The organism is Metabacillus endolithicus, assembly GCF_023078335.1.
GTDB classification, from domain to species: Bacteria; Bacillota; Bacilli; order Bacillales; family Bacillaceae; genus Metabacillus; species Metabacillus endolithicus.
Genome location: NZ_CP095550.1, coordinates 465,444 through 477,146 on the forward strand (window position 1 = coordinate 465,444; position 11,703 = coordinate 477,146).

Annotated in this window: 14 protein-coding genes; 3 read left to right on the forward strand and 11 right to left on the reverse strand. The window is 34.3% G+C overall.

Annotation, left to right across the window (positions count from 1 at the left end; genetic code table 11):
• Positions 1 to 39: 39 nt before the first annotated feature.
• The 5 genes from essB to MVE64_RS02570 form a co-directional block, all read right to left on the reverse strand.
• A complete protein-coding gene (essB, locus tag MVE64_RS02550) occupies positions 40 to 1,395 on the reverse strand; it encodes a type VII secretion protein EssB (protein WP_247343462.1) in 1,356 nt (451 codons plus the stop codon).
• Between the two features lie 43 nt (positions 1,396 to 1,438).
• Entirely contained in the window at positions 1,439 to 1,678 is a 240-nt protein-coding gene (gene yukD / locus MVE64_RS02555) for an ESX secretion system protein YukD (protein ID WP_247343465.1), read from the reverse strand.
• Between the two features lie 77 nt (positions 1,679 to 1,755).
• A complete protein-coding gene (locus MVE64_RS02560; RefSeq protein ID WP_098794806.1) occupies positions 1,756 to 2,049 on the reverse strand; it encodes a WXG100 family type VII secretion target in 294 nt (97 codons plus the stop codon).
• Positions 2,050 to 2,384: 335 nt separating this feature from the next.
• On the reverse strand, positions 2,385 to 3,524 hold the full coding sequence (locus tag MVE64_RS02565; RefSeq protein ID WP_247343466.1) for a M20 family metallopeptidase: 1,140 nt from the start codon (positions 3,522 to 3,524) through the stop codon (positions 2,385 to 2,387).
• 86 nt (positions 3,525 to 3,610) lie between these two features.
• The gene (locus MVE64_RS02570; protein ID WP_247343468.1) at positions 3,611 to 4,528 is read right to left on the reverse strand and encodes an AEC family transporter; all 918 of its coding nucleotides are present in this window, start codon (positions 4,526 to 4,528) and stop codon (positions 3,611 to 3,613) included.
• 179 nt (positions 4,529 to 4,707) lie between these two features.
• On the opposite strand from MVE64_RS02570, the gene ppnP reads away from it, so the two are divergent.
• Positions 4,708 to 5,022 carry a pyrimidine/purine nucleoside phosphorylase gene (ppnP, locus tag MVE64_RS02575; protein WP_247343471.1) on the forward strand — a complete coding sequence of 105 codons (315 nt, stop codon included), beginning with the start codon at positions 4,708 to 4,710 and terminating at the stop codon, positions 5,020 to 5,022.
• A gap of 40 nt (positions 5,023 to 5,062) precedes the next feature.
• Here the strand turns inward: ppnP and MVE64_RS02580 are convergent, their stop codons facing one another.
• The 5 genes from MVE64_RS02580 to MVE64_RS02600 form a co-directional block, all read right to left on the reverse strand.
• Positions 5,063 to 6,106: a class I SAM-dependent methyltransferase gene (locus tag MVE64_RS02580; RefSeq protein WP_247343474.1), complete on the reverse strand. Its 1,044-nt coding sequence runs from the start codon at positions 6,104 to 6,106 to the stop codon at positions 5,063 to 5,065.
• Positions 6,107 to 6,257: 151 nt separating this feature from the next.
• Positions 6,258 to 6,830, reverse strand: coding sequence for a branched-chain amino acid aminotransferase (locus MVE64_RS02585; RefSeq protein WP_247343476.1), 573 nt, complete (start codon positions 6,828 to 6,830; stop codon positions 6,258 to 6,260).
• A gap of 58 nt (positions 6,831 to 6,888) precedes the next feature.
• Complete coding sequence (locus MVE64_RS02590) at positions 6,889 to 7,644, reverse strand: exodeoxyribonuclease III (RefSeq protein WP_247343479.1); 756 nt, start codon at positions 7,642 to 7,644, stop codon at positions 6,889 to 6,891.
• 134 nt (positions 7,645 to 7,778) lie between these two features.
• Positions 7,779 to 8,336, reverse strand: a complete 558-nt coding sequence (locus tag MVE64_RS02595) for a cysteine dioxygenase (RefSeq protein WP_247343481.1) — start codon at positions 8,334 to 8,336, stop codon at positions 7,779 to 7,781.
• Between the two features lie 138 nt (positions 8,337 to 8,474).
• Positions 8,475 to 9,401 (reverse strand): DMT family transporter, encoded by a 927-nt coding sequence (locus MVE64_RS02600; protein ID WP_247343484.1) that lies wholly within the window; start codon positions 9,399 to 9,401, stop codon positions 8,475 to 8,477.
• A 184-nt stretch (positions 9,402 to 9,585) separates the two neighbouring features.
• Between MVE64_RS02600 and MVE64_RS02605 the strand changes: the two genes are divergently transcribed.
• Positions 9,586 to 10,488 (forward strand): MBL fold metallo-hydrolase, encoded by a 903-nt coding sequence (locus MVE64_RS02605; RefSeq protein ID WP_247343487.1) that lies wholly within the window; start codon positions 9,586 to 9,588, stop codon positions 10,486 to 10,488.
• 102 nt (positions 10,489 to 10,590) lie between these two features.
• On the opposite strand, the gene MVE64_RS02610 is transcribed toward MVE64_RS02605, so the two are convergent.
• The gene (locus MVE64_RS02610) at positions 10,591 to 10,860 is read right to left on the reverse strand and encodes a DUF1292 domain-containing protein (RefSeq protein ID WP_098794797.1); all 270 of its coding nucleotides are present in this window, start codon (positions 10,858 to 10,860) and stop codon (positions 10,591 to 10,593) included.
• Between the two features lie 151 nt (positions 10,861 to 11,011).
• On the opposite strand from MVE64_RS02610, the gene MVE64_RS02615 reads away from it, so the two are divergent.
• Complete coding sequence (locus MVE64_RS02615; protein ID WP_247343489.1) at positions 11,012 to 11,698, forward strand: SIMPL domain-containing protein; 687 nt, start codon at positions 11,012 to 11,014, stop codon at positions 11,696 to 11,698.
• The last annotated feature ends 5 nt before the right edge of the window (positions 11,699 to 11,703 follow it).

Sequence of the window (11,703 nt, forward strand, 5' to 3'; positions counted from 1 at the left end):
GCTATTCACCTCTATTGCTTCGTTGTTGGTTGAGCCTGTTTAGTTGGACTCGGGTTTCTTCTGCTCTGTTTTCTCCTCTTGCCCTGTTACCTCGTTTTGGACATTGCTCTGTTCTGTTGGTGATTCTTTCGTCTTTTCTTGAGCTTTATCCGTTTGTTCATTAATTGTAGTCGATGTTTCACCATTTTTTTCTGTCTCAACACTAGGTTGAGCATCAGCTTCTTGTTGTTGACTATTCTCTTCTTCAATCTCTTTCATAAAAGCATCTAATTCTTGTTCTATTTCTGAGATTTTCTGTTGTCGCTCTTCATTTTCCATTTCTTCGTCTGCCTTTATTTGTTCTCGATATTTTATTAAACCGTAAATGATAATATCGCGATCTTCTAGAAACCTAGCTGCATCTAACGCCAGGTCAGCCTCTCCTCTGCCTATATGAATCCAATACTTGTAATAAAGTGGATCTGATTGCAGTGTTACGGTATTTTCTACATAATCTTTTTGTTCTTCCGTTAATGATTCATTCACAATGTATGATATCGCTAGTTCAAACTGTGCAACATTAGGCAACTGGTCAATTTCATAAGACTCTAATGTGGTCACCACTTGACTATAACGTTTATTTAAATAATACTCCTGAGCTTCAATTACATTGGACTGTCTAGGATGGAGAAAAAATAAAGAATAAATCAAATAAATAAGAACTGGAACAAAACATACACAAACAGTCCAAAATACAGATCGACTCCACTTCCATTTCCTCTTACTGATACGGATCAGGGTAGATTCTTTTTCTTTTAAATTCTTCCTATGAGATTGAATGACTTTTAGTAAATGATCATAATCAGTTGCTTGAAGAATCGATTGCGCAAGTTTTGATAAATTTAATGTCTTATAATAGTGAAAGTATTCCTCAAAGGAATAGTGGTTATCGAGTAAAGCAGCTACGGTTGCCTTGGTTTCTAACAAAAGGACCTCGTGATTTTTTTCATAAGGTGGAATGCTTTCCATCACACCATAATGTAGAAAATACGGTGTTAAGCCTTGGTCAAAAACTAAATTATCGGGACAAACAACTAAATGTGTTCGAAGTAAATTATGTTTTTTTATTTTACCTACTAACTGATAGGCGGTTACCGTTCTATCACTCTCTTCTAGCCTAAGGAAAGAGCTTATTCCTAAATAAGAATCCGGCAAATGATAATCAATTACTACTTGATCATCCATCATGGTTACTTTCTTGTTAAACTGCTTTTCTATCTGTTCGAGGAAGGATATCTCCTCTAGTGAATCTAGTTTTATTTTTTCTTTCTGAAAAGAAAAGGTAACGATATTTTTTTCTTTCTTTATCGTTGCTTCTAATTTTTCTTCAATGTAAGAAAGCTCGTTTTCAGCCATGACTTCATAATCTCCTTTACCACGCTTGGTTCATTTGCTTTAACTATAAAACTTCAATCCTATCTCCTGTCATGATCCCAACATCTACCAATCGTTGATGACCTGGAATGATGTTATTTTTGTTCACAACTCGTACCCATGTTCCTTCACGTATATTTCTATCTAATTGCTTTTGTTTCCAAGCAATATCAACTAGTTTTTTAACTGTATGGTAATCCGATAAACGTATTTCTAACTTATCATCGATATAATTGCATAAATCTACAGTAACCTCTATGTACACACATACCACCTCATAATGAGGGAGCGCCTATTAGATAAGCGCTCCCTATGGTTATGTTATCTATAAACTCGTTCGTCTTATCTACGGATTTGACTAGCAATATCTGCATCTGCATCGCGAATTGCTCCAGCAGTGCTTTTGAGTTGACGATTAATACTCTCTAATAATTCTTCCATATCTTGAAATGATGGACGTAACATAATGTATTGATCTTGGAATGCTTTGGAGGATTCCCCTTCCCAAATTCCTTCTAATCTCTCAATCATTTTGTCAAGACGAACAATTTGTTCATGTACCTCTACTCCTTCTTTTCCATAGAGATCTGCGACTTGTTCCAGCTCTTCTGGTGTAACGCGAATTGTACCTGACATTGTAACCTCTCCTTTTAATGAATTTTTATTTCACTTATGTATAAGTGATTTGAAATGGATGTCTATGTCGTCTATAGATAACCAATTCACTATATATCAATAACATATTTTTGAGCCATAATATAGATATTTTTGTATTTTTTAACATTAAATGGTAGTATATTCCTCATTACAAATTCAACATAAGGCTAAAATACCTATTAATAAATATGTGACAGAAAGGCATTTAGTACTATTCCTGTTTTTGCTGAGGTTGTATTAATATGTATGTTAATTAACGTTTTGTCTTGTAAAATATAAAAAGGCAAACTATAAAAAAATAGTTTGCCTTTTTATTATTTATCTTGAGAAAGTCTCTTAATAATGGTTGCCAAAAGAAGTGTTCTTTCTACTAAGCTCGGTATTTCCAAATATTCTTTATCACTATGAGCATTTCCACCAACAGGGCCTAATCCGTCTATCGTTGCTACCCCAAGTGAGGAGGTAAAGGATGCGTCAGAGCCACCGCCTGTTGCTGTATCTTCTATTTCGATTCCGATTTCATCTCCAACATCTTGAATGATTCGAAGCAACGCTCTTGTTTTTTTATTTTTCTCCATAGGTGGTCGATTCATTTCACCTTCAAGAACTATTTTTGTTCCAGATACTTCAGTAGTTGAACAAATTTCTTCGAGTCGTTCTTCAATGATTTCAACCTGTTCCATTTCTTTCATTCGAACATCAATTTGTGCTTCGGCATGATCAGAAATTGTGTTAGCACTTGAGCCACCTTCAATTAATCCTACATTAACACTAATGCCGTTTTCATGATCTGAAAGTTCATACAGCTGAATAATTTTGTGTGCTAGCTCCTCAATTGCACTTCGACCTTTTTCCGGCTCAATTCCCGAATGTGCCGCTTTTCCTTCAACAATGAGTGTGTAATTGCCTTTTCCTCTGCGCGCTGTTACCAATGAACCATCCTTACGTGCCGGTTCCATGACGAGGGCATATCTCATACCTTTTGCTTCACTTTCAATGAGAGACCGTGATGTTGGTGAACCAATTTCTTCATCGCTATTAAGGATAATTTTAATCTTTTTATAGCCTTCATGTCCTTCGTTTAGTAATGCTTTTATAGCATATAAAACTGCCGCTTGACTAGATTTCATATCAATAACACCTGGTCCGTATGCTCGATTGCCTTCAATATTAAAAGGTCTTTCTAGTGCAGTTCCTTTGGGGAAAACAGTATCCATATGAGCTAAAATAACGATGTTAGGATTAATTGCTTCTTTATGCTGAATAACTAAATGATTTCCGTAATTTTCTTGTGTAATAACCTTAACATGAAAACCTAGTGACAAGTAGTTCTCCTCTAAAATGTGACCAACTTGGTCGACACCATCTTTGTCATGTGAGCCGCTATCTATGTTTACTAATTTTTCAATAAAAGTCAGCATCTCTTTTTCTTGCTGATATATAAATGATTCCATGGAGCCGTTTCCTTCTTTCCTTTACCTGCTAATATCTAGTTAAAAAGATTTTACCAGAATAAAGACAGAAAGGTAAGTAGTGTTTCTTAGGGTGATATGAGAAGATTTGCTAAAACCCATAGTATAACAAAGCTCAAAATGATCGTTATATTAGATAAAGTACCGACAAATTTTTGATCATACTCAAATTCGACAGAATAAGGTAACACTGAAACAGATGTTGGTAACAAGAAGCCCATTAATAACGTGTATTTAAACATGTCGTCAAATGGGAGCAGAAAAAAACAAGAAATTCCTATTACTAAACCAATCCCATACCTTACCCCTAGAAATTGCACCATTAGTTTTATATAGCTTTTATCAAATGTAAAATTTAGATAGATTCCTAGCAATAATAAAGATAATGGCATATTTGCTGCAGAGATAATTTCAGCAACATTTAATATGGTTGAAGGAATTCGTAACTCAATTAAATTAACAATCACTACGATAATATAAGTCATAAGAGGGATCGATTTTGATAACTTAATCACCACTGTTTTGGGATCCAGCTTCACATCTTCTTTTGAATAAAAACTCCCAATTAAATAGCTTAAGCCAAAAACAATAAATGCATTTCCAACATCAAACATCCCAAAATAGGTAAGTCCTTCTTTCCCAAAAATAACTTCAACTAATGGATAAGCAAAAAGACCAATATTAAAGCCTGGTACCATCATCCCAAGCATACCCTTTATGTTTCTTTGTTTTTTCCTAAATAAAAAAAGGGCAATAAAACCGATGAAGATTCCGTATAGAAAGCCCATTAAGATAAGTAAAAACAACGATGTTTCTATTTTAATATCATGAAAGGTCACGATGATTAAAGTTGGTAGAGTGATATTAAAAATAATTCTTGATAATCCCTCACCGTCTTTTTCCTTGATGATCCCCCCTCTTTTTAAAAGATAACCTAATGCAATAATGATGATGCAATACAAAAACTGCAAATTAAAACTACCCAAAATGACATGACTCCTTACATGTGTAAATTCCTTTAGTTGACTACTGTATACAATATTGCTCATTTTACCGGACATCTAGTACATTATCAATCTAATCAACTTAATCCTACCATTCTATTTCATTATTCATAATTTTATGATAAATTAAATAAGACTACTTTGAGAGGATGTTGCAGGAAATGACAAAATTTGAAAACATTACGATAGAAAAGAAGGCAAATGTTTATTTTGAGGGTAAGGTGACAAGTCGTACCATCTTATTTGAAGACGGAACGAAAAAAACTCTTGGTGTCATGCAGCCTGGTGAGTATGAATTTTCTACTAGCTTCAAAGAAGAGATGGATATCACAGCAGGTCATTTAGAGTATAAATTACAAGGTGAAGATTGGAAAACAATTGACGGTCAAGGTGTTTTTTATGTACCGGCAAATGAAACATTTCAAGTAAAAGCAAACTCTGTTGTAGATTATTGTTGTTCATACATAGGTGAATAATCATGTAAAAAGTCGTCCATAACAGGACGACTTTTTATATTTACCTTGGTTGAGCGACAATACCATTGTGAACCTTAATATATCCATGTCTCTTGATATCAAATCCACCTTTGTATACATATAGCCCCATTTGCCTGATGTCCATCAGTTCCCTATAAGTATGATTCATCACATCTGCCATGATCGTATAAAACAATCGTGACTTTACCTGGAAACGAGGAGTTGTCATAATGACATATCCCCCAGGTTTAAGAAATTTTCGATGCCATTCCATTACCTGACCCTTGTAATCATCAGGAAAATGCTCTAAAAGCCCAACACTCAGAACTACATCAAATTCTTTACCAAAGTGCAAATTCCGTATATCGTCAACAACATAAGAGATATTCATTTCATCTTTGTACCAAATCTTAGGCTGACCAGATGCTGTTTTCTTTCCTAAAAATGGATAAGTTTCTGGGAAATGACCAAATCGATCTGTTTTGCAGAATTCATCGTAATCGACCATCACAACCTCTCCACCTGGATACATTGCATGCAATTGCATTGCTTCATAGCCCTCTGCTGCTCCAAGGAATAAAATTCGTGGCTTTTGAAGATCGAGTCCTTCAAATAAAGCACGTTTACCACGTGGGTCCCAAATCCCGTCTTCAATTCGATGAGCATAATTCCAAAGAGATAATCTTGCTGTTTCTCCAAGTGCTTGCTTTACTTCTTTCAGTTTAAACTTTGCTAGGTGTTCTTTCATTTCCTTCTTAGATTTAGCTATTTCTTCAGGAACATCCTTTACAAACCAATCATGAAAAGAACGATTAAAAAACTCCCAGGAGGTTTTTACACTCATATCTCCGTGTTCTTTTTCCCATTCCTTTTTTGATTTCGCAACCGTCTTTACTTCATAAGGCTTTCCTATTTCCTTCCAAGAAAGTTGAGACCAGTCTGACACGACATTTGCATTAAAAAATTGATCTTTATGCTCATTAGTGGGATTACGCAAATCAATTCGATAACTGGGCGTTAATGTTGTTGTGTTTAATTCATGGGTGTATCCATAATCATTATCCTCTCTTGTTTGACTCCTCACCCTTTCCACTCCCCCCGTCATGATTTTTTATATCTTACTATAAGTTTATTACATTATGTATACGCTTACAATTTGTTTTATTAACATTCACAACGTATAAAAAAATAAGGTCCATAATCTGAACCTTATCTTCTATCTTTTACTTAAAACATTATGACGACTTTTCAACTTCTACTAGCAAATGAAAAATAAATTGATACAGAGATCCAATTACTTCACCAACAGTCATCGTTTCTTCAAAACCCTTTACTACATCAAGAGTAATATTCAAATCCCATAATCCGTCTTGTTGATTAAACATTAAGTTATATTTCTTTTCTCCATCTAGTAACTCACGATCTAGGATGGACTTAATTGTTTTTTCTTGATTCTTTTTGAGCTTTAACCCAAACATAGCCTCATATGTTCCAAAAACATCATCGACCTCTATTGAAACTGCATCAATAGCTATGATGTTAAACCATTTTGATTCAACATATAGAAATTCTGCTTTATGTTTTTTGAAATATGCTATAGATTCAGATAGGAAGGAATCTGATTCTGTTGCAATCAATTCATCTGTTTCTTTATTACTCCGCTCAATATAAGCACCTAAAAACCTATTTTCTATTTTCTCATTACTACCATTTTCTTCAAAAGGAATATTATTTTCTTTCATATACTCTTTTTCTACTAGATATAATGGCATCTCTTTATCTAACTGCTGAATCTGATTCTTTAACAATATATGTCCTCCATTCTTTGCGATACTCTATTTACATAGTATAACCTTTTCTTTCGATTTATAAATCCATTTCAATAAGAACCGGACAGTGGTCACTACCCAAAATATCACAATGGATTTGAGAATCTATTAAACGATTTGTTAATGTTTTTGACACAATAAAGTAATCAATACGCCAACCAATATTTCGTTCACGTACCTTACTCATATAAGACCACCAAGAATAAACATCTTTTCGTTCCGGGTACAAGTAACGGAAACTATCAACAAATCCTTCATTCAGTAATAAAGACATTTTTTCACGTTCTTCATCTGTAAAGCCTGAATTACCTTTATTTGATTTTGGATTTTTTAAATCTATTTCCTGGTGTGCTACGTTTAAATCTCCACATAAAATAACAGGCTTGTTTTTCTCCAAGGTTGTGATATATGCACGAATTTCTTCTTCCCATTGAAGTCTCTCATCAAGCCTTGCTAAATCTCTTTTTGAATTAGGTGTGTACATTGTAATGAGAAAGTAATGTTCAAATTCTAACGTTATGATTCGACCTTCTGGTTCTTCGTTCATATCACCAATACCGTAAGAAACAGACATTGGCTTTTGTTTAGTAAAGATGGCAGTACCTGAATATCCTTTTCTTTCTGCGAAGTTCCAGTATTGGTGATATCCCTCAAGCTCTAAAGAAAGCTGTCCTTCTTGCATTTTTGTTTCCTGAATACAAAATATATCTGCGTTAACTTCTTTAAAATAGTCTAAAAATCCCTTTTTCACACATGCTCTTATTCCGTTTACATTCCATGATACTAATTTCATCTATTTTTCTCCCTGATTTCATAAATTGACTGTAGAACTTATATAGTAAACGATTTTCCTAAAATACTAAACACATATGTTCTCTAGGTAATAAAATAAGCGGTAAAAGCTTTTTGCTTTTAACCGCTTAATAACTAATTTTTCTCCAATTGAATTTCTTTCACTTTTTGTCTTTGCTCCTCAGGCCACCATGCTCCACAATCGTCAGATACAATACATGCTGCACATTTATTTAAATCATACACCTTCATTCCAGTAATTGGTGGTGAATATAAATGAAGAGTAACCAACTTCGACTTATTTAAAACAGACATTTTATGCACACCCTTTTCGGGGGCAAAAAACATTTTTCCATTTTCCTGAAATTCAGTAAAGAGTTCTATAGGCAATTTCGTTCCATCTACTTTATATACCGTATTTTTTGCCGTTCCATTTATCACTTGAATCCATCCAAAGGAGCTGCCATGATCGTGTGGCGCACATTCAATTTGAGACCAGTTCATCACTAACAATTCAACTCTTTCGTTCTTAAAAAGCAACTTTCGGTAGTATGGTTTATCATCTTCTGTCTTTAATATAGGCTCTAATTCTTCAGGCTGAATAGCAAGTTCTTCCATCGCCAGTTTTAAAGCATCACTAGATGTATTTTCTAAATTCCCAAGAATCTCATGAATTCGGTCTTTATAATCCATACAAATGTACCTCCTGATGTTGCTTTTCTAGTTGTCTTTTATGCAGCAGGCTGTTCATATGTATTGGTATGTTCTTGCTGTTTAGCAAGTATAAAAATATTTTTTTAGTAATGATGAAGCCTTTGTAAAAGACTTAACCTATTTGTACTTTCTTGAAATAAAGAAACCATACAACCTTTCAAATTGACCGTTAACAAAAATCACTCCTATTATAATTATGATTCCACCTACTACACTTATGAGAATAATTTTTTCGTTTAGTAAAAGAACAGCTGCGATTAATGTTGCAACTGGTTCTAAATATAGAAAAACAGATACCTGTGATGCTTCTAGAACATGTAATGCTTTTGCCCAGTACCAATAAGCAACTCCTGATACAAATACACCTAAAAAAAGTAAATGAGCCCACTCTCCAGCCTGTAAATGAGATACGGCCTCCCACCCTTTATTACGAATCAAAAAAGGAATTGTTAAAACAAATCCTAGTAAGCTCATATAAAATGTAATAACTAGCGGTGACAACGGGATGTTTAATTTTTTTAATAAAACGGAATAGACTGCCCAGTTAAGTGTGCTTAGCAACATTAGTAAGTAACCTATGTTTAACGCTGGTTCAAACGTTTTTTCACTACCACCAGTTGTGATCATTAACACACCAAAAAGAGCTAGTATCATTCCAATAGCTTTTAATACCGTCATTTTTTCATTTAAAAAAATCATCGACAAGATTACTGTGAAAATCGGTGATAAAGATATCATCCAACCTGCTGAAGATGCATCGATTGTTAGCAATGCACTAGCTTGGATAACCTGATGAATAAAAACACCTAATATACCTAAAACAATTAAATGTGGGATATATGCAGGATTAATTTTAAGTTTTTCCTTTAATAAAAGTAAAAGACAGAGAAGAAAGAGCGCACCAATTCCAAAACGAATAACAAGTAATGTAAAAGGATCTAGCTTGTCTAATACCGCTTTTGTCGAAACGAAAGATACTCCCCAAAATGTGATGGACATTGTGGCATATAGTGAAGCGGCTAATTTATGGTTTGATGACAACATAATAAATACCTCTCTATTTTAGTCTCTCCTTATCATATGCTTGTCCTTTTGACGAATGTATAAAATATTCGAAAGTTAACCCTCATCTCACGTATTATTTGAATTATAGTGTGTTTATGATACAATGAATGAGTATTCATTCATAAAGGCTAGTTTAATCAATAAGAAATACAGAGGTGATATCGTGCAACAAATTGGTCCGATTCAAATTATCGAAGGTCCACATAAAAGTAAAGTTCCTTATTCCAGAAGTCTGTATATTGAAGGTTCACATGAAAAGGTGTTAATTGATACAGGTGCTGATCCACACTCGCTCCAACAATTAAACAAACAATCCGGCGTTGACTTAGTTATTAATACACACTACCATCCCGATCATACTTGTCATAATTACTTATTTCCAAAAGCAGAAAAGTGGATAAATAAAATTGAATACCAGATGTCATTAACAGTTGAAGGAATTGCAAAAGCAAATGGAGTTTATCAAGAATGGGGTTCTGCAGGCGTAAAGGAATGGGCAGAGAACATTCCGCAAACATGGATTCAAAGTCTTTCTGAAATTAACGGGTATTACGAATACGAGAAAGAATATCGTCTTGGAGGCGTTAACGTTATTTTTTTGCATACACCAGGTCATACAAAAGGCTTTACTTGTCCTTATTTTCCTGACTTTGGTGTTGTTTTTACAGGAGATTATGATATGACAACGTTTGGACCATGGTATAACGGTACAGATGGTAACATTGATGAGTTTATTTCTTCAGCCCAACGCCTTCTCTCCTTAGACGCTAACACGTTTATTACAGGTCATCAAAAAGGAACATTTCAGAAAGACGAATTTCACGAAGCAATGAAAAAATACCTTTCCATCATCGACCAACGTGATAACGTGATTGAAAAATATGTACAACAAGGTTTAGATTTTGAAGAATTAACAAGTATCGGTATATTTTATCCTAAAAACACTTTAGAGCATTCTATCCTTAATACGTGGGAACGAAGTGGAATAAGAAAACATCTTCACCGTTTAGGCTATAAGGTTGAGAATGGAGCGATCAAACATTTGGTCTATTCTAATAAAAAATGAACTTGAATCAATCTAAGGGAGTTCCTCACCACCGTTGTGCTGTGGCTCTCCTTTATATTAATAATGGATAGAAAGCTACAGTCAACTCCCTATCCATACTCTTTATTCATCTTCGTCCATCATATCCTCAAAAACAGCTGACACTTTTTCAAATTCATCATCACTTTCAATCGGAGACAAATCTCCTTCATCATCAATCTTTAAAAAGAAAATATCAATATCTTCTTCAGATTCCTCTTGAATATCATCAACAAATCCTACTGCTACATAATCAGTTCCTTCTAAAGTAATGGCCGCAAGAACCTCAACTTCATTATCCTGATCATTTTCGTCCGTAATTGTAAAAATTTCTCCTACTTCTACTTTATCCATGAATAATAGCTCCCTTCACACGTACATATAAATGATGATTACTTCTTTATCATGCCAAATTTATGTAATTTCATTCAAGACATTTTATAAAAAAAATACAATTTCTTTCATTATCAGGTTAAAAATTTGATATAAGGAAGGATGTTTGATTATGTCCTATTTTTCTTATCCACCTTTCTACCGTTCAACACCCCCTTCACAATTAAGCACACCTCAACATAGAACAGTTACCGTAGAAGGTAGAGGAAAAGTCACCGCTGTACCCGATCAAGCAATTATTACGATAGGATTTGTTACTGAAAATGAGGATGTTAATAAGGCACAAGCGCAAAATGCGAAAATAACAACTCAGGGTTTAGCGGCTCTGAAAGAAATAAATATCCAACAAGAAGATATTCAAACAGTTTCCTATACCATTCAGCCTATTTACGAATTCACTGAAGGATCTTCTATCTTAAAGGGATATAAAGTACAACATACTTTTGAAATAACAGTTAAAAATTTAAATCAAGTCGGTAAAGTGTTCGAAGCGGTTGTAGCAGCAGGGGCAAATATCGCAGAGAATATCGAGTTTGTTGTTTCAAATAAAGATTTATACTACCAGCAAGCTTTACAACTTGCTATCAAAAATGCAACTGAAAAAGCATCCAGCATTGGTCAACAGCTGGGTGTTAGCATGAATACCGTTCCGATCAAGGTTACAGAGAATTCTACAGCCATTTCACCAAGGGACTATACACTTTCTTTATCTGCTGAAGCTACTTTACAAGCAGCACCTCCTATACAAAGAAGTAAGCTTGAAATTGAGGCAATCGTAACAGTCGTTTTTCCATATTAAGAAGA

Coding starts and splice junctions, on each gene's coding strand:
- essB (WP_247343462.1), bottom strand. CDS start 1,395: ATGGCTGAAAACGAGCTTTCTTACATTGAAGAAAAATTAGAAGCAACG.
- MVE64_RS02560 (WP_098794806.1), bottom strand. CDS start 2,049: ATGTCAGGTACAATTCGCGTTACACCAGAAGAGCTGGAACAAGTCGCA.
- MVE64_RS02565 (WP_247343466.1), bottom strand. CDS start 3,524: ATGGAATCATTTATATATCAGCAAGAAAAAGAGATGCTGACTTTTATT.
- ppnP (WP_247343471.1), top strand. CDS start 4,708: ATGACAAAATTTGAAAACATTACGATAGAAAAGAAGGCAAATGTTTAT.
- MVE64_RS02590 (WP_247343479.1), bottom strand. CDS start 7,644: ATGAAATTAGTATCATGGAATGTAAACGGAATAAGAGCATGTGTGAAA.
- MVE64_RS02595 (WP_247343481.1), bottom strand. CDS start 8,336: ATGGATTATAAAGACCGAATTCATGAGATTCTTGGGAATTTAGAAAAT.
- MVE64_RS02600 (WP_247343484.1), bottom strand. CDS start 9,401: ATGTTGTCATCAAACCATAAATTAGCCGCTTCACTATATGCCACAATG.
- MVE64_RS02610 (WP_098794797.1), bottom strand. CDS start 10,860: ATGGATAAAGTAGAAGTAGGAGAAATTTTTACAATTACGGACGAAAAT.
- MVE64_RS02615 (WP_247343489.1), top strand. CDS start 11,012: ATGTCCTATTTTTCTTATCCACCTTTCTACCGTTCAACACCCCCTTCA.